Annotated in this window: 18 protein-coding genes and 1 pseudogene; 11 read left to right on the top strand and 8 right to left on the bottom strand. The window is 70.0% G+C overall.

What is annotated here, in order from left to right; translation table 11 throughout:
- Nucleotides 1-64: 64 nt before the first annotated feature.
- The gene (locus ACEZDG_RS12155; RefSeq protein WP_380506878.1) at nucleotides 65-1,234 is read right to left on the bottom strand and encodes a steroid 3-ketoacyl-CoA thiolase; all 1,170 of its coding nucleotides are present in this window, start codon (nucleotides 1,232-1,234) and stop codon (nucleotides 65-67) included.
- A gap of 195 nt (nucleotides 1,235-1,429) precedes the next feature.
- On the opposite strand from ACEZDG_RS12155, the gene ACEZDG_RS12150 reads away from it, so the two are divergent.
- The 3 genes from ACEZDG_RS12150 to ACEZDG_RS12140 all read left to right on the top strand — a co-directional run bounded on the left by ACEZDG_RS12150 (nucleotide 1,430) and on the right by ACEZDG_RS12140 (nucleotide 6,046).
- A complete protein-coding gene (locus tag ACEZDG_RS12150) occupies nucleotides 1,430-2,662 on the top strand; it encodes a cytochrome P450 (protein ID WP_380506875.1) in 1,233 nt (410 codons plus the stop codon).
- Between the two features lie 99 nt (nucleotides 2,663-2,761).
- Nucleotides 2,762-4,783 carry an MFS transporter gene (locus ACEZDG_RS12145; protein ID WP_380506872.1) on the top strand — a complete coding sequence of 674 codons (2,022 nt, stop codon included), beginning with the start codon at nucleotides 2,762-2,764 and terminating at the stop codon, nucleotides 4,781-4,783.
- A gap of 153 nt (nucleotides 4,784-4,936) precedes the next feature.
- Entirely contained in the window at nucleotides 4,937-6,046 is a 1,110-nt protein-coding gene (locus tag ACEZDG_RS12140; protein ID WP_380506869.1) for a peptidoglycan-binding domain-containing protein, read from the top strand.
- Nucleotides 6,047-6,099: 53 nt separating this feature from the next.
- Here ACEZDG_RS12140 and ACEZDG_RS12135 read toward each other — a convergent pair whose 3' ends face one another.
- Nucleotides 6,100-6,684 (bottom strand): TMEM165/GDT1 family protein, encoded by a 585-nt coding sequence (locus ACEZDG_RS12135; RefSeq protein ID WP_380506866.1) that lies wholly within the window; start codon nucleotides 6,682-6,684, stop codon nucleotides 6,100-6,102.
- Between the two features lie 333 nt (nucleotides 6,685-7,017).
- On the opposite strand from ACEZDG_RS12135, the gene ACEZDG_RS12130 reads away from it, so the two are divergent.
- The 3 genes from ACEZDG_RS12130 to ACEZDG_RS12120 all read left to right on the top strand — a co-directional run bounded on the left by ACEZDG_RS12130 (nucleotide 7,018) and on the right by ACEZDG_RS12120 (nucleotide 9,210).
- Nucleotides 7,018-7,470 carry a hypothetical protein gene (locus ACEZDG_RS12130; RefSeq protein ID WP_380506863.1) on the top strand — a complete coding sequence of 151 codons (453 nt, stop codon included), beginning with the start codon at nucleotides 7,018-7,020 and terminating at the stop codon, nucleotides 7,468-7,470.
- An 88-nt stretch (nucleotides 7,471-7,558) separates the two neighbouring features.
- Nucleotides 7,559-8,545, top strand: a complete 987-nt coding sequence (locus ACEZDG_RS12125) for an aldo/keto reductase (protein ID WP_380506861.1) — start codon at nucleotides 7,559-7,561, stop codon at nucleotides 8,543-8,545.
- Between the two features lie 56 nt (nucleotides 8,546-8,601).
- Nucleotides 8,602-9,210: a DUF1697 domain-containing protein gene (locus tag ACEZDG_RS12120; RefSeq protein WP_380506858.1), complete on the top strand. Its 609-nt coding sequence runs from the start codon at nucleotides 8,602-8,604 to the stop codon at nucleotides 9,208-9,210.
- Nucleotides 9,211-9,281: 71 nt separating this feature from the next.
- On the opposite strand, the gene ACEZDG_RS12115 is transcribed toward ACEZDG_RS12120, so the two are convergent.
- Entirely contained in the window at nucleotides 9,282-9,725 is a 444-nt protein-coding gene (locus ACEZDG_RS12115; protein ID WP_380506856.1) for a MarR family winged helix-turn-helix transcriptional regulator, read from the bottom strand.
- A gap of 152 nt (nucleotides 9,726-9,877) precedes the next feature.
- On the opposite strand from ACEZDG_RS12115, the gene ACEZDG_RS12110 reads away from it, so the two are divergent.
- On the top strand, nucleotides 9,878-11,383 hold the full coding sequence (locus ACEZDG_RS12110; protein ID WP_380506853.1) for a DHA2 family efflux MFS transporter permease subunit: 1,506 nt from the start codon (nucleotides 9,878-9,880) through the stop codon (nucleotides 11,381-11,383).
- A gap of 49 nt (nucleotides 11,384-11,432) precedes the next feature.
- On the opposite strand, the gene ACEZDG_RS12105 is transcribed toward ACEZDG_RS12110, so the two are convergent.
- From ACEZDG_RS12105 to fdxA, 3 genes are all read right to left on the bottom strand, one after another.
- Nucleotides 11,433-11,984: a methylated-DNA--[protein]-cysteine S-methyltransferase gene (locus ACEZDG_RS12105; protein ID WP_380506850.1), complete on the bottom strand. Its 552-nt coding sequence runs from the start codon at nucleotides 11,982-11,984 to the stop codon at nucleotides 11,433-11,435.
- 4 nt (nucleotides 11,985-11,988) lie between these two features.
- Complete coding sequence (locus tag ACEZDG_RS12100; protein WP_380506848.1) at nucleotides 11,989-12,762, bottom strand: SDR family oxidoreductase; 774 nt, start codon at nucleotides 12,760-12,762, stop codon at nucleotides 11,989-11,991.
- 172 nt (nucleotides 12,763-12,934) lie between these two features.
- Complete coding sequence (fdxA, locus tag ACEZDG_RS12095; RefSeq protein WP_380506845.1) at nucleotides 12,935-13,255, bottom strand: ferredoxin; 321 nt, start codon at nucleotides 13,253-13,255, stop codon at nucleotides 12,935-12,937.
- Nucleotides 13,256-13,349: 94 nt separating this feature from the next.
- Here fdxA and soxR point away from each other — a divergent pair, with 94 nt between their 5' ends.
- The 3 genes and pseudogenes from soxR to ACEZDG_RS12080 form a co-directional block, all read left to right on the top strand.
- Entirely contained in the window at nucleotides 13,350-14,852 is a 1,503-nt protein-coding gene (gene soxR, locus ACEZDG_RS12090; RefSeq protein ID WP_380506842.1) for a redox-sensitive transcriptional activator SoxR, read from the top strand.
- Nucleotides 14,853-15,137: 285 nt separating this feature from the next.
- Entirely contained in the window at nucleotides 15,138-15,785 is a 648-nt protein-coding gene (locus tag ACEZDG_RS12085; protein WP_380506839.1) for a leucine-rich repeat domain-containing protein, read from the top strand.
- Nucleotides 15,773-15,961: pseudogene (locus ACEZDG_RS12080) on the top strand (DUF6924 domain-containing protein); the annotation flags it as partial. The gene ACEZDG_RS12085 and the pseudogene ACEZDG_RS12080, both read left to right, overlap by 13 nt.
- Nucleotides 15,962-16,234: 273 nt before the next feature.
- Here ACEZDG_RS12080 and ACEZDG_RS12075 read toward each other — a convergent pair.
- Together ACEZDG_RS12075 and ACEZDG_RS12070 are read right to left on the bottom strand one after the other, a co-directional pair.
- The gene (locus ACEZDG_RS12075) at nucleotides 16,235-16,957 is read right to left on the bottom strand and encodes an SMI1/KNR4 family protein (RefSeq protein ID WP_380506836.1); all 723 of its coding nucleotides are present in this window, start codon (nucleotides 16,955-16,957) and stop codon (nucleotides 16,235-16,237) included.
- Nucleotides 16,958-17,216: 259 nt separating this feature from the next.
- Complete coding sequence (locus ACEZDG_RS12070; protein ID WP_380506833.1) at nucleotides 17,217-17,798, bottom strand: TetR/AcrR family transcriptional regulator; 582 nt, start codon at nucleotides 17,796-17,798, stop codon at nucleotides 17,217-17,219.
- Between the two features lie 83 nt (nucleotides 17,799-17,881).
- On the opposite strand from ACEZDG_RS12070, the gene ACEZDG_RS12065 reads away from it, so the two are divergent.
- Nucleotides 17,882-18,763: an SDR family oxidoreductase gene (locus tag ACEZDG_RS12065; RefSeq protein WP_380506830.1), complete on the top strand. Its 882-nt coding sequence runs from the start codon at nucleotides 17,882-17,884 to the stop codon at nucleotides 18,761-18,763.
- Nucleotides 18,764-18,797 lie beyond the last annotated feature (34 nt).

The raw sequence follows: 18,797 nt of genomic DNA, 5'->3' as shown, positions 1-18,797 counted from the left end.
CCCTCCCGCCCCGCCACCGGCGCAGCCGCCCGCACCCCCGCCCGTACCACTTCTCCGCTCCCGCTCAGAGCCGCTGCAGGATCGTCCCCGTTGCCAGCGCGCCGCCCGCGCACATGGTGACCAGGGCGAACTCCTTGTCCTCGCGCTCCAGTTCGTGCAGCGCCGTGGTGATCAGCCGGGCGCCGGTGGAGCCCACCGGGTGGCCCAGGGCGATCGCGCCGCCGTTGACGTTGACCTTGGACATGTCGGCGTCCATCACCTGGGCCCAGGAGAGCACGACCGACGCGAACGCCTCGTTGATCTCCACCAGGTCGATGTCGGCGAGCTTCATCCCGGCCTTGCCCAGCACAGCGCGGGTCGCGTCGATGGGTCCGTCCAGGTGGTAGTGCGGGTCGGTGCCGACCACCGCCTGGGCGACGATACGGGCGCGCGGCACCAGTCCGAGCGCCTTCGCCGCACGCCGGGACGCCCACATCACCGCGGCCGAGCCGTCGGAGATCTGCGAGGCGGTGCCTGCCGTGTGGATCGCGGCGGGCATGACCGTGCGCAGCCCCGCCAGCCCCTCCATGGAGGTGTCCCGCAGCCCCTCGTCGCGGTCGAAGAGCCGCCACATGCCCTGGCCGGCCAGCTGCTCCGCCTCAGTGGTGGGCACCTGGACGGCGTACGTCTCGCGCTTGAACCGCTCCTCGGCCCAGGCGTTGGCGGCCCGTTGCTGGGACATCACCCCGAGCCGGTCCAGGTCGGTACGGGTGAGTCCGCGCCGCCTGGCGATCCGTTCGGCGGCCTCGAACTGGTTGGGGAGGTCGACGTTCCACTCCTCCGGGAACGGCCGTCCGGGCCCGTGCGCGGAGGCGGCCCCGAGCGGGACCCGGGACATCGACTCGACGCCGCAGGCGATGCCGACGTCGATGACGCCGGCCGCGACCATGTTGGCGACCATGTGGTTGGCCTGCTGCGAGGATCCGCACTGGCAGTCCACGGTGGTGGCGGCGACCTCGTAGGGCAGGCCCATCGCGAGCCAGGCCGTGCGGGCCGGGTTCATCGACTGCTCGCCGGCGTGGGTGACGGTCCCGCTGACGATCTGCTCGACGACGTCGGGCTGCACGCCGGTGCGGGCGAGCAGCTCGCGGAAGGTCTCCCCGAGCAGGTAGCCGGGATGGAGGTTGGCGAGGGCTCCGCCTCGCTTACCGATGGGGGTGCGCACTGCTTCGACGATGACGGGTTCAGCGGCCATGACTCGCCCTCCGGAAGCCCCGGGGCCGGTGGGGGCCGCCGAGGAGAACTGATACGCGTTCTAGTTCTGGCCCCCTTTGTATTCGCCCCAAGCAGGGCCGCGCAAGGCTCTTGCGCGTACTAGAACCTGTTACTACGGTCAGGGGATGGATCTGACGCCTCGTCAGCTGACGCGTCGGTAAGTATGGAGGCCCCGATGACCTGCCCGGCCCTGCCCGACGGTTTCGACTTCACCGATCCCGACCTGAACCAGCAGCGGGTGCCGCTCCCCGAGTTCGCGCTGCTGCGCGCCACCGAGCCGGTGCGCTGGATCCCGCAGGCGCACGGGACGACCGGCTTCGACGACGGGGGCTACTGGGCCGTCACCCGGCACGCGGACGTCAAGGAGGTGTCCGTCCACCCGGAGGTCTTCTCCTCCACCCTCAATACCGCGGTGATCCGCTTCAACCCGCAGATCCAGCAGGACGGCATCGACAGCCAGAAGCTGATCATGCTCAACATGGACCCGCCGGAGCACACCCGGCTGCGGCAGATCGTCCAGCGCGGCTTCACCCCGCGCGCCATCAACGCCATGCAGGAGGCCCTGCGCGGGCGGGCCGAGCGGATCGTCGCGTCCGCGCTCGCCGAGGGCCGGGGCGACTTCGTCCGCGACATCGCCTGCGAGCTGCCGCTGCAGGCCATCGCCGAGCTGATCGGCGTCCCGCAGCAGGACCGGGCGAAGATCTTCGACTGGACCAACAAGATGGTCGCCTACGACGACCCCGAGCTCGGCGTCAGCCAGGAGACCGGGATGGAGTCGGCCATCGAGCTGATGATGTACGCGATGGGCATCGCCGAGGAGCGCAAGGGCTGTCCGGCCCACGACATCGTCACCCAACTGGTCAACGCCGAGGGCCAGGGCAATCTCAGCTCGGACGAGTTCGGCTTCTTCGTGCTGCTGCTGGCCGTGGCCGGCAACGAGACCACCCGCAACGCCACCAGCCACGGGATGCACGCGCTGCTCACCAACCCGGAGCAGTGGGCGCTCTACAAGGAGCAGCGCCCGCGCACCGCCGCCGACGAGATCGTCCGCTGGGCCACCCCGGTGATGGCCTTCCAGCGCACCGCCACCCGGGACACCGAGCTCGGCGGGGTGAAGATCGCCGCAGGTCAGCGCGTCGGAATCTTCTACAGCTCGGCCAACAACGACGCCGAGGTGTTCGACCGCCCGGAGCGCTTCGACATCTTCCGCGACCCCAATCCGCACCTCGGCTTCGGCGGCGGGGGTCCGCACTTCTGCCTGGGCGCCAACCTGGCCCGGCTGGAGCTGGACCTGATCTTCAACGCCATCGCCGACACCGTCCCGGACATCCGGCTCACCGGCGAGCCCCGGCGGCTGCGCTCGGCCTGGCTCAACGGCGTCAAGGAACTCCCCGTCAGTTACGCCTAGCAGCCGGGCGGACCCGTCGCCCGTTCGGCCTCCAGCGCAGGCAATCGCCCCGCTCCACTGAAAACCTGATGGTCAGTCCACCAGGTAGCGGAGGGGTCGATGGCCCAGCAGCAGGCAACGGCAGGCACAGCGGACGGGGCTCCGATCGAGGAGAACTCGGGGCGGGTCCGGCTGGTCTTCCTCGGCGTGATGCTGGGAATGTTCCTGGCCGCGCTCGACCAGACCATCGTCTCCACCGCCCTCCCCACCATCGTCGGCGACCTGGGCGGTGCGAACCACCTCTCCTGGGTGGTCACCTCCTACCTGCTGGCCGCCACCGCGACCACCCCGCTCTGGGGCAAGCTCGGCGACCTCTTCGGCCGCAAGTACGTCTTCGTCGTCTGCATCGTCATCTTCCTGATCGGCTCGGCGCTCTGCGGGATCTCGCAGAACATGCTTCAGCTGATCATGTTCCGGGCGCTGCAGGGCCTGGGCGGCGGCGGTCTTATGGTGCTGGCGATGGCGGTCATCGCGGACGTCGTCCCGCCCCGGGACCGGGGCCGCTACCAGGGCGTCATCGGGGCGGTCTTCGGCGTCTCCTCGGTGGTCGGCCCGCTGCTCGGCGGCTTCCTGGTGGACAACCTGAACTGGCGCTGGGTCTTCTACGTCAACCTGCCGGTCGGGATCGTCGCGCTGTTCGTGATCGCGACCGCGCTCAAGGCGAAGAACCCCGACATCCGCCCGAAGATCGACTACCTGGGCACCCTGCTGCTGGCCGCCGCGTCCACCTGCCTGGTACTGATCACCAGCCTCGGCGGCACCACCTGGGCCTGGAACTCGATCGAGGTCTGGGGCTGCGCGATCGGCGCGGCCGTGCTGATCTTCGCCTTCATCCTGGTGGAGCAGCGGGTGGAGGAGCCGGTACTGCCGCTGCGGCTGTTCCGGAACCGGGTGTTCACGGTCTGCTCGGGCATGGGCTTCGTGATCGGCCTGTGCATGTTCGGCGCGCTGTCCTACATCCCGCTCTACATGCAGGTGGTCAACGGCAACTCGCCGACCATCTCCGGGCTGCGGCTGCTGCCGATGATGGCGGGTCTGCTGGTGACCTCGATCGGCACCGGGCAGCTGATCAGCAAGACCGGCAAGTACAAGATCTACCCGATCATCGGCACCGCGCTGACGGTGGTCGCCCTGGTGCTGCTGGCCCAGGTGGACGACACCACCAGCGACACCGTGATGGGCCTCTACATGCTGGTGCTCGGCGCGGGCCTGGGCCTGGTGATGCAGGTGCTGATCATCGCGGTGCAGAACTCGGCCGACTACTCCGACCTGGGCACCGCCACCTCGGGCGTCACCTACTTCCGCTCCATCGGCGGCTCGTTCGGCGCGTCCATCTTCGGCACGGTGCTCAACAACAAGCTGAACTCCAACATCGCCTCGGCCCAGCGGGACGGGACGCTCTCGCGGGCGTTCCCGGTGCAGCGGGTGCTGGAGAACCCGACCATCGTGCAGAGGTCGCCGGCCTCCCAACGGCCGCTGCTGGAACCGTTCCTGCACATCTACGCGGTGTCGCTGCAGACCGTCTACCTGGTGGCGGCGGGGATCGCGGTGGTGGCCTTCCTGCTCTCGCTGTTCCTGCGCGAGGTGCCGCTGCGCACCGCCAACCGCACCGCGCAGCAGGGCGAGGCGGCCGGGCTGCCGACCTTCCGCACCTCGGCCGAGGAGATCGAGGGCATGGTCACCCGGCTCTCCAGCCGGGAGAACGTCTGGGAGCGCTACGGCAGGGCGATCGACCGGTCGGGCGTGGACATCAGCGTCCCGCAGGCGTACGGGCTGTTCCGGCTGCACCACGCCGGGCCGATCTCCGAGGAGGAGATCTGCCGCCGCAACAAGATCTCGGTGACCGAGATCCGGCCCAAACTGGACGCGATGATCACGGCCGGACGGATCGTCAGGGACCCCGACGGAACCATCCGGCTGACCCCGCAGGGCGACGAGGTGATCCAGCGACTCAACTCGGCCCGACTGGAGCTGCTGAACGAGAAGTTGGAGGGCTGGTCGCCGGAGCAGCACGCCGATCTGGTGGCCATGCTCAAGGAACTGGCCGACAACTCGATGGACGCACCCGGCAAGGTGCTCTAGCCGGGGCCGGGGCCCAGTAGTGGACCCCGGAAGTGGACCCGGGTGGTGGACCCGCCCACCCAGCCGCACTGATGTCCTGCATAATCGGTCACCGTTCGACCGATCGTGGAGGGGAACATGGCGGGGCAGCTCTGCGGCAGGTGTGGCGGGTCCTTGGGCGGGTCACCGGCGCTCGGCGGCTGCGGCTGCCGCGCGACGGACGCGACCGGACGGCAGCGGGGGCAGGGGTCGGGGCAGGCGTCAGGGCCGGGACTTGACGAGCCCACCGCGATCATCCCGCTGATCGACGCCCCCGAGCTGGTCAGGCCGTACATCCACCCGACCGAGCTGCTCAGCGCGGAGGAGGCGGAGGTCTTCGACGGCGAGGCCGGGTACGGCGCGGGCGCCGGGCCGGGCGCAGGTACCGGCTACGAGGATTCGGTGGTGCCGGGCATCGACGCGCCGCACATGGTGCGCTCGTCCCGGGCCCGGGTGCTGGCCGGGCAGCTGGTCAGCGTGCCCGCCCAGCCCGGCGCCGAGGTCGTCCCGTACACCGCGGGGGGACGCGTCGCGGTCCGCCGCGGTGCAGCGGTCGCCGCGGGCGCGGGTGCGTCCACCGAGGTGGCGACGACCGGTGGCCGGCCGCCGGGGGGACGGCGACGTGCCCGTCGGGGACGGCGGGCACTGCTGATCACCGCGGGCGCGCTCGGCGTCGCCGTACTCGGCACCGCCGCGGCGCTGGCCCCGCGGATGATCAACGGTGGTGACGCCGACCAGGCGCAGCCGCAGCCGGGGGTAACCCTGGCCATGCCCACGGCAGCGCCCGCCACCGCCACGGCCGGCACCCATGCCGCAGCGCCCCGGCCCAGCGGCAGTGCGAGCCAGGCCCGTCCGACCGTCTCGCCCACCGCCGCCGGCGCAGGGGCCACCCCGAGCGCCACGGCCGGCGGGCAGCCGAGCAGCGCCGCCCCGCACACCAGCGCGCCGAACCAAGCGCCGCCCGCTTCCGCGACCGGCGGCAGCACGCCGACGCCGACCCGGTCCAGCGCGGCGGTCGGCCAGCAGAGCCTCAGCCTCGGCGACCAGGGGCCCGCCGTGGCCACCCTGCAGAGCCAGCTCGCCAGCCTCTGGATCGACCACAAGCTCAGACCCAGCGGCACCTTCGACACCCGCACCGAGCTGGACGTGGCGACCTTCCAGGTCTGGTACGGGGTGCAGGGCGACCCGCAGGGCGTCTTCGGCCCGAACTCGCAGGCCAGGATGAACTCGCTGTTCCACCACTGAGACGCCTTGAGGTCTGCTGAGACGCCTTGAGGTCCGCTGAGGCGTACTGGCGCTCAGCCCGCGATCGCGCCGAACAGGCTCACCACGGCCATCACCGCCATCACCGCGGCGGCGACCTTGGTGATCACCCGCAGCGGCACATGCTTCATCAGCTTCTGACCGCCGACGATCGCGATCCCGGCCACCGCGCACAGGGCCAGCCAGGAGCCGAGGAACACCGACAGCGGGTCCGAGTACTTGGCGGCCAGGTTGGCCGTGGCGATCTGGGTCAGGTCGCCGAACTCGGCGATCAGCACCATCACGAAGCCGGTGCCGGCCACCCGCCAGAAACCGGTGGACTTGGGCGTCTTCACCGCGCCCTCCTCCTCTTCCTCGTCCTTCTGGAGCAGCAGCATGGCTGCCCCGCCGAGGAACAGCAGGCCGACCACGGCCTCCACCCAGCGGTGCGGGAGCAGGGCGAGCAGGCTGCCCGCGGCAATGGCCAGGGCCGCCTGCACGGCGAAGGCGGCGGCGATGCCGGTGAAGACATAACTGGCCCGGTAGCGGGTGCCGAGCACCAGGCTGGCGAGGGCGGTCTTGTCTGGCAGTTCCGCCAGGAAGATGATGCCGAAGGTGATCGCGGCGACGGTGATGCTCACGTCAGAGACGTCCTTGAAGGTCGGAAGTGCTGCCGTACCTTCATGATCCGTTTCCCGGGTCGCTTCGGCACGGCAGGACTCAGGGATGCGGAGACAACCTGTGAGTACTGCGGCCGAAGGTCTCACCAGCACCGTTGAGTACGGTGCCCCGGGCGCCGGGCGGTCCACGCAGGGCGTGGGCCAGCCAGTATGTCGACGGTCCGGTGGGGGCTACTCCCCTTCGATACGTCCGAGTCTAGCGGACCGCTGGTGAGCATCGGGTGAAGGGTGGACAGCCAGGGCGAGAAGTGAGCGAGAATCGAACGCGTCCGAACTCACGGGGGAGAAACGAACGTGCACCAGCTGACAAGACCCAGTACGCCCGTACCGAACGCGGCCGGAGTGAGCAGGCGGCGCACCGGCCGCCGCCTCGCCGCCGCGGTCACCGTGGGCGGGCTCGCCCTCGGCGCCCTGCTGCTGGCCGGCGGAACGGCCTCCGCCAAGTCGGAGGTCATGGTCACCGTCTCCACGCACTCGCTGCGGGTGGGCCAGTCGGTCCGGGTCACCGGGACCGGCGGCGAGGACTCGGCCCGGTACACCTACCTGTGCGTCGACAGCAGGACCGGTTCGGGCAGCTGGCACACCGTCAGCTGCAACAGCGTGCCGTACCGGCCCGCCACGGCCACGGTCCGCGCCACCCGGCGGGGCACCGAGCAGTTCCGGGCCCGGCTGCTGGTCCGCCGCTACGTCGGCGGACCGCTGGTGCTGGACCGGGTCTCGGCCGCCACCACCGTGCTGATCCACTAGGGTCCGTCCGGACCGATCCTGAGCCGTTCACCGACCCGATTTCCGGGCCCACTCGACAACGCGGCCGGGTAGGGGTGAGGGTGGGACCATGGAGTACACCTCACTCGGCCGCACCGGCCTGTCCGTTTCCCGCCTGTGCCTGGGCACCATGAACTTCGGCCCGCTCACCAACGAGGCCGACGCGCACCAGATCATGGACACCGCCCACCAGGAGGGCATCAACTTCTTCGACACCGCGAACGTCTACGGCTGGGGCGAGAACAAGGGCCGCACCGAGGAGATCATCGGGACCTGGTTCGCCCAGGGCGGCGGCCGTCGCGAGCGCACCGTCCTCGCCACCAAGCTCTACGGCAACATGAACGGCGAGGGCAAGGACAACTGGCCCAACGACGACAAGCTGTCGGCGCTGAACATCCGCCGCGCCGTCGACGCCAGCCTCAAGCGCCTGCAGACGGACTACATCGACGTCTACCAGATGCACCACGTCGACCGGGCCACCCCCTGGGAGGAGATCTGGCAGGCGATGGAGGTGCTGACCACCCAGGGCAAGATCCTCTACGTGGGCAGCAGCAACTTCGCCGGCTGGCACATCGCCACCGCCCAGGCCGCCGCCGCCAAGCGCAACTACCTCGGCCTGGTCGCCGAGCAGTCCCTGTACAACCTGCTGTCGCGCACCGTGGAGCTGGAGGTGCTGCCCTCCGCGCAGTACCACGGACTCGGCGTCATCCCCTGGTCGCCGCTGGCCGGCGGCCTGCTCGGCGGTGTGCTGCGCAAGGCCGGCCAGGAGGGCGGTCGCAGCGCCGACCGGGCCAAGAAGCTGTCCACCGCCGAGCGCGAGCAGCTGCAGGCGTACGAGGACTTCAGCGACAAGCTCGCCGTCGAGCCGGGCACCCTGGCCCTGGCCTGGCTGCTGCACCAGCCGGCCGTGACCGCGCCGATCGTCGGCCCGCGCACCGCCGACCAGCTGGACACCGCCCTCAAGGCCCTGGAGGTCAAGCTCGACGCCGAGGCACTGGGTCGGCTGGACGAGATCTTCCCGGGCCACCGCACCGCGCCCGAGGACTACGCCTGGTAACGGGCACGGCCTGACCTCGCTCGGTAGGGTGCTCAGGACGAGAGGACTGAGCACCCATGCCGACGAAGCGGGGCGGAGCAGAGCCCGCCGCCCAGACTGCCGAGACCTGGATCGCGTTTCTGCGGGCGGTCAACGTCGGCGGGCGCAAAGCGCCGATGGCGCAGGTCCGGGAGCTGTTCGCGGAGCTGGGGCTCGGCGCGGTCCGCAGCTACATCGCCAGCGGCAATGTCTTCTTCACCCTGCCCGAGGCACCCGCCCCCGCTGCGGCCATGGACCGGCCCGCGCTGACCCTGGCGATCGAGGAGAAGCTCCGCGCCGGTCTGGGCTTCGACGTCCCGGTGATGCTGCGGACCGTGTCGGAGCTGGAGGCGGCGCTTCTGGCGGCACCCTTCGACCAGGTCGAGGTCACCCCGGAGGTGCGGCTGAGCGTGGTGTTCCTCTCCGCCCCGCTGGAACCGGGGCTGACCTTCCCGGTGCGTTCGCCGAAGGGCGACTGGGAGCTGCTGGGCGCGACGGACGGGGAGGCGTTCGTGGTGATCCGGCTGGAGCAGGGCAAGCTCGGCGGAAACCCGATCGCGGTGCTTGAGAAGACCTACCAGGTGCGGGCCACGGCCCGCTTCTTCCACACCGCGGGCAAGATCCTGGCGGCGGCGCGGCAGAGCTGACGTCGGGTCATATGACTTTGCTCTCAGACGTTCAGACGTTCAGACGCTCAGAAGCCCAGACGTTCAGAAGCTCAGACGTCCTGTTCGGCGATGGTGCGCCTGAGGGTCGCCAGCAGCTCGCGCAGCTTGGCCCGTTCACCGGCGTCGAGGCCGCCGGTCGCGGCGGCCAGCGCGGCCCGGTCGACCTCCTCCGCCTCGAGGTGGCGCAGCCGTCCGGTCTCGGTGAGGGTGAGCAGGAAGGCCCTGCGGTCGACGGGATGCCGGATCCGCTCCACCAGGCCGTCCCGCTCCAGGCTGTCGACCATGCTGGTGGTGGTCCTGGCGGCGATGCCCAGCATCTCGCCGAGGTCCCGCATCCGCAGCGGCTCGGGCGAGGCAGCGAGCATCCGCAGGGCGCGCAGCCGGGCGACGGACGCACCGTGCTCCCGAAGTCGCGCGTCCACGAAGGTGCGCATCCGGGTGATCGTCTGAAAGAGCTCGTCCACCAGGATGTCGCTGCTGCCGGGTGCCTTCATCCGGAGGCCCCTCCAATCTTGTGAGCCCACACATAGTGAGTAAGCTCAGTATGTAGGGAAGTACCGGGCTCACTGGGCCGGCACTCCCTCATCTTCAGGTCTGACAGTGCTGTCACGATCATCTCCCACGCGCTCACAGGACTGGTCCCCCCATGGCCCACCGCCGACTCAGCCAACGTGTCGTCGTCCCCGTCATGTTCATCTCCACCGTCTTCATGGTCATCGTCGACGGCGCCATCACCACCGTCGCGCTGCCCGCCATCGGCCGACAGTTCCAACTCGCCCCGTCCGGACTGGACGGAGTGGTCGTCGTTTATCCCGTCGCCGTCGCGGTGGCGGTCCCCGCCTCGGCCTGGCTCGGCGACCGCCTCGGCGGAAAGCAACTGCTGCTCGGCTCCATGGCGCTGTTCGCGCTCTTCTCCGCCCTCTGCGGCGCAGCCGCCACCCCCGGCCAACTGGTGCTGTTCCGCGCCCTGCAGGGCCTGGCCGGCGGCCTGCTCACCCCGGTCGCGGGCACGCTGCTGTTCCGCACCTTCTCGGCCCGCGAACGGGTGCGCGCCTCAAGGATCATGATCTTCCCTCAGCAGATCGCCCCCGCCCTCGCCCCGATCCTCGGCGGCATCCTGGTGGACGGACTCTCCTGGCGCTGGGTGTTCTACGTCAACCTGCCGCTGGGCCTGCTCGCGGTCGCCTTCGGACTGTACTTCCTGGACCACCACCGCCCGGACGACCTCCGACCCGGCGCGAGTGCGCCGCGGTTCGACTTTCCCGGCCTGGTGCTCTCCGCCGCCGGACTCGCCCTGCTGACCTACGGCATCTGCTCCGGCGCGAACCGCGGCTGGACCTCCCCCGGCATCCTGGTCTCACTGTTCGCCGGCGCGGCGCTGCTCGCCGCGACCGTACTGGTGGAACTGCGGACCGCCGAACCCCTGCTGCGGCTGCGGCTGTTCCAGAACCGGCTGTTCCGCGACTTCAACCTGATCACCCTGATCGGCCTGGTGCCGTTCATGGGCGCGATGTTCCTCGGCCCGCTGTTCATCCAGGACGCGCTGGGCGGCAGCGCGCTGGACTCCGGCAGCAGCACCTTCACCGAGGCGTTCGGCGTGCTGCTGACCGTGCAGGTGGGCGGCTTCCTCTACACCAGGATCGGCCCGCGGGTGATCATCGGCACCGGGCTGCTCGGCGTCACCGCCGTACTGTTCCTGTTCTCCACCTGCGACCTGCACACCAGCCTGTGGACCTTCCGGCTCTACATGTTCCTGCTCGGCGTCGCCATGGGCGGGGTGTTCATGCCCACCACCGTGGCCGCGCTCAGCACCATCGCCAGGACCGACATGGGCCAGGCGTCCACCCTCAACACCGTCGTCCGGCAGACCTCGATCGCCCTGGCCCCGGCCCTGGTCACCACCTTGCTGGTGATCGGTGGTGTGCAGGCCTCCGGCTCCGTCAGTTCCACCGGCAGTTCCTCCGGCAGTTCCTCCGGCGGCACCGGGGCCGGGCCGTCGCTGGCCGCCTACCAGCACACCTACCTGGTACTGGCCCTGATCTGCCTGGTCTCCGCCGTCTACGCGTTCACCCTGCGCGACACCGCCGCGCGGCACGCCGCAGGGCCCGGGCAGCCCGCGGAGGTGGCCGAGGCCACCGCCTCCGTCGGCTGACCGAAGGCCTCCGCCGGCGTGGCTCAGCCCCGTCCCCCGTCGTGGCGGCTCAGCCGGGACCGTTCCAGTCCAGCGTCGGGGCCAGCACCCCCTCCAGGGTGAGCAGCCAGCGCTTGACCTCCATCCCCAGCGCTCCCCCGCCGAACCCGCCAATTCCGTCCGCTGCCACCACCCGGTGGCACGGCACCAGCGGGAACAGCGGGCAGGAGCCCATGATCGACCCGACCGCCCGGGCGGCGAGCGCATGCTGACCCGGGCCGTCCTCGAACACGCCGCTGCGGGTGGCGAGTTCACCGTAGGTGATGGTCTCGCCGAAGCCCACGGTGCGCTGCAGGGTCTGCAGCACCACCCGCTGCGGGCCGGTCGTGGAACGCCAGTCGATCGGCAGCTCCAGATCCCGGCGGCGGCCCGCGAAGTACTCGCCGAACCGCTCGACGACCAGCGCGGCCCTGGAGTCCTGCTCCGGCCGCAGCAGATCCTCGCCGCTGCTGCCGGGAGGCACGTCGGAGCTCGCCGCCACCACCCCCTCCCCGGTGATCCCGATCCTGATCGGGCCACTGGGCAGAGGCGTGGGAACGATGATCCAGGCAACGGACGGCATCGGGTCAGTGCACCTGGCCGCTGGGGCGGACCACGACGGAGTTGACCTCCACCCCGGCGGGCTGGCCCAGCACCCAGACCACGGCGTCCGCGATGTGATCCGGCGTCAGCACTGGTCCCGCCGGGGCCGATCCGCTCGGGTGGCTGCCCCAGAAGGGCGTGTCGACCCGGCCAGGGGCTATCAGGGTGACCCCCACCCCCGAGCCGGTGACCAGCACCCGGGCGTTCTCGGCGAGCGAGGTCAGCGCCGATTTGGAGACCGAGTACATATTGCCCGGGGTGTTCTTGATCCCCGCGGTGCTGCCGACCAGGACGATCCGGCCGCCGCTCGCGGTCAGCGCCGGAAGCGCCGCCTTCACCAGCACCGCCGGTCCGAGCACATTGACCAGCAGCATCTCGCGCCACTGCTCCGGGTCGCCGTCGGCGAGGTTGTCATGGGTGGAGAAACCGGCGTTGGCGATGACCCCGTCGAGGCGCCCGAACTCCTTGACCGTGGCGTCGACCGCCGCGCGGACCGCCTCGTAGTCGGTGGTGTCGGCCGCGACCGGCAGCAGTACGTCCGGGCCCGCGCCCAGGGTTTCGGCGAACCGCTCCAGCCGCCCCTGGTCCCGCCCGGTGACGGCGACCCGGTGCCCGGCGGCGAGCAGCCGCCCGACCGTGGCAGCGCCAATGCCGGTGGCGCCCCCGGTGATCAGCGTGACCGGACCGCCCGAAGCGGCCGGACCGCCCGGACCGCCCGAAGCGGCCGGGTCGTTCGTGGTGGTGACCGTGGTGCTCATGATTCCCCCTGAGTCATGGACGTCTGCCACCGATTCTGCCCCACCCCACTGACAACGACGGAGCCGAGGCAGCCGGACACCCGTCGATTCAGTCGGCACAGGAAGATCGAAGTCATCTGTCACAGCGCGGCCCCCCCGGGCACAGCCCACATCACCGTCTCGACCGGTCGTATCAGGCGCCCTGGGGCGGCAGCGCCGCCACGATCGGGTGGTCGCGTCCGATCGAACCGAGTTTCGCGCTGCCACCGGGGGCGCCGAGGTCGGCGAAGAACTCGGCGTTCACGGTGGTGAAGTGCTGCCATTCCGCCGGGGTGTCGTCCTCGAAGAAGATCGCCTCGACCGGGCACACCGGCTCGCAGGCCCCGCAGTCGATGCACTCGTCCGGCTGGATGTAGAGCATGCGCTCCCCCTCGTAGATGCAGTCGAGCGGGCACTCGTCGAGGCATGCCTTGTCCTTGACGTCCACACAGGGCAAAGCGATCACAAACGTCATCGAACTACCGTCCCTCAGGGCCATTGCTGCTTGCCGTTCCGACGCAGCCGACCGTAGGACCTCAAGTAAGCTTGAGGTCAACAGGAGGCCGTGGATGACGAGCAACCGTTCCGGCGACGCCCGGGCCACCCCGGACGACTGGCTGAGCATCGGCGAAGTGAGCGCGCGGACCGGGGCGGCCGTCTCCGCCCTGCGGTTCTACGAGGAGTTCGGCCTGATCGCCTCCGAACGCGACGATCGCAACCAGCGCCGCTACCCGCGGCACATGCTTCGCCGGGTCGCGCTGATCTCGGTGGCGAAGCGTATCGGCATCCCGCTGCAGGACCTCCGGGAGGCGTTCGCCGACGTGCCGCTCGACCGTCCGCCGAGTCACCAGGAGTGGCAGCGCGCCTCGCGCGGCTGGCGGCGTCGACTGGAGGAGCGCCGGCAGACCATCGAACGGCTGGAGGCCGAACTCACCGGCTGCATCGGCTGCGGATGCCTCTCCCATGAAAGCCTGCGCCCTGCTCAACCCCGGCGACACCCTCGCCAACGACGGCACCGGCGCCCGACGCCTGTGAGCAACGGTGTCCTCTGTCTCGCGGCCCCGTCGCTGTCTCACGTGATCCTGGTGGATATACGGCTGGTCTCGGCTGGTGCTATCGGCGAGAGAACGTCTGGCGCTCCGGTCCAGACGGAGTGCCGGCCCGTCAGTGAGATGATCCGCAACGTGAATCATCCTTCGTACTCGCCAGCGTGGTTGGCTGAGTCGGTTGGCCGAGGAGGAACGCTACGTCCGATGCGGGAGTGCCCCGTTTGCGGAGGCACCTGGACCAACAGCACCGACCGCCCCACGACGCCCGCCCGCTACCGCTCGCATCGATGCCCCCAAGCAGCGTTCCGCCGACGGATGCGCCCCAGAACAATGCTGGCTGAGATGACGATTCGCCCCACCCGGCTTTGCATCACCCCTGGTCCAGGCCTTCGCCAGAGGCTGGTCGATCGAGACGGGACATTTGCTGACCTGGTCGAATCTCGTTCGACACCCGTACTAAGCTCGGCCTCCGTGACCGATACTGATGCCGTCGGCAAGACACGCTTCCTGACCCTGCATGACTACGGCATGGGCGGCTCGTGGTGGTGGGTTCATGCGAGGTCGGCCCGCGAAGTGGTTGAGACGTTCGCTGAGGTCGAGGTCATCGACCATTCGGACTCAGTCGAACGGGCCGAGAGATGGGACCTGGACGAGGTCGACATCGACGCACCGACCATGCCAGCCGGTCTGGACAGTCTGCGAGCTCAACGCGACGCTCAGCGCAACCGTCTCGGCTTCGGCGCCCTGGCCGACCGGAGTGTGGTGCACCTGCGGCGCCGATGGGATGGCGAGGATGACGTTGATCCTGCGGTCTACCTGATGGAAGTTGGGCGCAACGGGCGCCGACTTCGGCAGGTGGAACTGCGCGAAGACGGGGCCGCCGTCAAGAGCAGCCCGGACGATTGGCCGTTCAACCCGCCCGTCGTGGATCTCTTCGACCCCGACCTTGTCGGCATGGAGATCAGCCCAGACGAGTTCGAGGCCGAATGGCTCCGAGCCCACCACGAAGGTGCCGAGCAGTAGCCTGGGATCTGGCGGATACCTCTCGCGGTGGCTGCCCCTTGGTGTTGTCCGCTGGGCTGGCCGGCTGAAGTTCCGTACCTTGGCTCCATGGCGAATATGGGAGAGCCGCAGCTCTTTGTGAACCGGTGGGGTGACACGTCAGACCCGGCAGCCGCGGGAGGACAGTCCTACCGGGATACCTGCAGGTGCTTCGACCAGACCAGACGGCACCCCCGAGCGCGCGTCGGCTTCCATGCCGAGCACCAGGACACCACAACTGCCGGGTGGAGGCGCCTGCTGGAACTGGTGGATGAGGCTTCGGCGGACGGGCGGGAGGAGTTCCGCCCCCTGGTCGGCCTGAGCCCTGAGGAACGGCGGCAGATCATCACCCTGCCCCCGAGCATCGCCAAGCTGACGGCAGTCAAGCGCTTCGTCCTCTACGGCAGCAACCTGGTCCGGATACCACCCGAGATCGGCGCCATGACCAGCCTGGAGGAGTTCACCCCGTACACCTCCTACCGACTGCACTGGTTCCCCTATGAGATCACCAGGTGTCCCAGCCTCACCCGCAGCACGGTGAGCACACGTGCCCTGTTCGGCAACTACAAGGTCCGAGCCCTCTTTCCCCAGCTCCAGCCCTCACGGGACTCCGTCGCCGACCTGACCCTGACAGCGCTCGACCCCCACCGCTGGGGCACCACCACAATCCGTAGTTGCAGCATCTGCGACCAGCCGATCGAGCTGAGCGGACTCCACCAGGTGTGGACCTCCATGCGTGTCGCTACAGACGTCCTGCCCCTCCTGGTCAACGCCTGCTCACCCGCGTGCGTTGCCGTACTTCCCCACGCTGCCAAGGATCACGTGCCCTTCCCGCACACGGGCGGCAACATCAACAGCCGGCCTCCGACCGGGCCCGACCAGCCCCGCGCTCAGGTCACAAGATGGCACGCATGACCTTGCCCCACCCCGGAGACCTGACCTCCCTCGTCCTGCGTACCGACTTCAGCGACGAGTCGGCCTGGGAGGCAGTGCAGGCCGCAGTCCTCAAATCGGAGGGCGCCGGCGCAACCCTTGTCAGCGACCCAGCATTCGCCGATGTGAGCGTGCAAGCCCTGGTCGACGCAGATGCCGCTGCCAGGGACACCGACATCAGCGCCCAAGCTCCGCAAGCGCGGCTTCGCAGCCGAACTGTGGGGCCTGTCCGGTGCGATCTGCAGCGTCCTCCACCTCTCCAGTTGGGTCTGCAGTGCGGCCGCCGGAGCCGTGGCGACCGTACGCTACGTCCGCCACCACTGGACCTGAGCACGAACGAGGTCGCGCACCGTCACGATCCCACACTGGCGTTCGCGCACTCACACGCGCTCGCCGCACAAACGTCTGCCCGCGCCGGTAGCGGCGTGGCTTCAGCCGACCCAGGGACCTGGGAGCTCTTCACGGACGGTCTCAAGATCGGAAATCGTGTGCCCACGCGCATGGATCCACGACTGGTCCTGAAGGCCGTCCCGGCGCACCAACCGGCCGGGAGCTGCATACCAGCGGACCGGCGAGTCGTCCTCGCTCGCCCACATCGGATGGTCGGGCAGGCCGACCCGGGCATAGCGGGCGTGGAGATCCGGCATCAGTGTGTCGGGCAGCTCGCAGGCGTCATAGAGGCTGTCCGGCGCGAAGAGGGACTCGCCCAGCACCAGTTCCACCCATGCCAGGGACATCCGGTCGAGAAAGGGAATCCACCCCTGATGCGATTCCACCACCACCGGAGGATCGTCCTGCTCGATCTGAGCCAGCGGGATTCCCCAGGAGGCACAGTCCTGGTTCTCACGCCGGTATACAAGGACGCCGCCCAGGGCGTCATCGACGTAGAGGCCGGATGGCTTGACCAGAGGGTCCTGCTGCCGGGTCATGTCGTCCCGACGCCCGAAAAGGGCATACCCCTCACTCAAGGCAGCTGGCAGCTCGAAGCCCAGGTCGGCCTCCACGACCGTCAACTTTTCTGTGGTGAAGCCGTCTTCCGGACCGACCGGACGGCCCATCCAGACGTCGGCGAACCAGCACACGAACTCCCACGCATCGGAGGGCGTACGCACTCCGCTTCGTAGAGCCACTGCCACATCAGGACCGTCCAGCATGCCGAGGACGCTACCGCCAGGTGCAACCGCGCGGCGAGCCGCTGGAGGCCCAAGCCCCAATCGCCTGGCAGAACACCTGGAGCGGAGACCGCTGATCACGCCTCCGGCGCTCGCGGCCTCGAATGCGACCAGCACGGCGGGCGTCTCACCGACCTGCCGGGACACGGTCCGGACCTCGTCCGCACCCCTCGGGAAGTTGGATCACGAGTCTGCCCCCGGATTCGAACGATGCCGGCCAGTCACAGCTGGGCAGCGGCGGTCAGCGCAACTCCGCGGCGGCGGCGCGGAGTTCGGCGAGGGCGGCTCGGGTGTGGGTGGTCAGCTCGCCGGGGTCGTCGTCGCGGGTGGGGTCGGCCCACTGCCGGAATCCGACCTTGAAGGCGAGCACGCCGAGCTCCGCGGCCACCTGCGCGGTGGGTTCCGCGACATTGCGGCGCCTCAGCGCGTCGGCCATCGCCGCGGCCATGCCGATGCTCTTCAGCGCGTCGCGTGTCTGCAACTCCTCGTTCGCCTCGATCGCCGCGCGCAGCAGCGGGCTGAGCTCGCGGTTGAACTGGGTCATCTGGCCGGCCGCGCGTTCCAGGCCGGCCGCCACGGCCGCCATCGGTGTCGCGTCCGCGGGGGCGGCCTCGATGCCCTCGGCCAGCAGGCGGCTGAGGGCCGTCTGCCCCGCCGTGAGGATCTCCCGCTTGTCGCCGAAGTGGCGGAAGAAGGTGCTCCGGGTGAGCCCCGCCCGCTCGGAGATCTGCGCGACCGTCGTCTCGTCGTAGCCCTGCTCGGCGAACAGGCTGAGCGCGGCCACGGCCAGGCGCTCGCGGGCATCGGGCTTCCATCTCGGCATGGGGACAGTCTAGGCGATGCGACATGTGTCGCATCAGGTGTACGGTGATGGGACACCAGTCGCATCACTTCCTGGAGCCCATCATGCGCGTCTTCATCACCGGCGGAACGGGCCTGATCGGTTCGGCCGTCGTCGCCGAACTGCTCGCCGCAGGCCATGCGGTCACCGCCCTCGCCCGTTCCGAGGCCTCCGCGGCCGGCGGCCAGGCCGCCGGCGCCGACGTCCTCCGCGGCGGGCTCACCGACCTCGACGTGCTGCGGACCGGCGCGGAACAGGCGGACGGTGTCATCCACCTCGCCTTCAGCAACGACTTCAGTTCGCCCGAGGCGCTCGCGCAGGGCATCGCCGAGGAGGCCGCCGCGCTTGCGACGCTCGGGGACGCCCTGGTCGGCACGAACCGTCCGCTGGTCACCGCGTCCGGCACGCCCCACGCGCCGGGACGCGCATCGACCGAGGAGGACCCGCTGCCGACCGTCGGACCCGTCGCCGGACGCGGTCAGTCCGTCACCCGGGTCCTCGAACTCGCCTCGCGCGGCGTGCGCAGCTCGGCCGTACGGCTGCCGCGCACCGTCCACAACCAGGGCCGGGGCGGGTTCGCCGGGCTGCTCACCGACATCGCCCGCCGCACCGGTATCTCCGGCTACCCCGGGGACGGCGCGCAGCGCTGGCCGGCCGTGCACGCGCTCGACGCCGCCGTCCTGTTCCGGCTCGCGCTGGAGCAGGCCCCGGCCGGAAGCTCGTGGCACGCCGTCGCCGACGAGGGTGACGCGGTGCGGGACATCGCCGCGGTCATCGGGCGTCGGCTCGACCTGCCGGTGAAGTCGGTGCCGACGGAGAGCTTCGGCCCGCTCGGTCCGATCTTCGCGACCGACCAGCCCGCATCCGGTGCGCACACCCGCGCCGCCCTCGGCTGGGAGCCGACGCACCCGGGCCTGCTGGACGACCTGGAGAACATCGAAGCCTGAGGCAGCCGCCGCACCGCCACACCGTCGCACCGCC

It is taken from the genome of Streptacidiphilus alkalitolerans (assembly GCF_042511045.1).
GTDB lineage: Bacteria > Actinomycetota > Actinomycetes > Streptomycetales > Streptomycetaceae > Streptacidiphilus > Streptacidiphilus alkalitolerans.
Note: the sequence above shows the minus strand (reverse complement) of the source record. Positions and strands in the feature narration are given on the sequence as shown.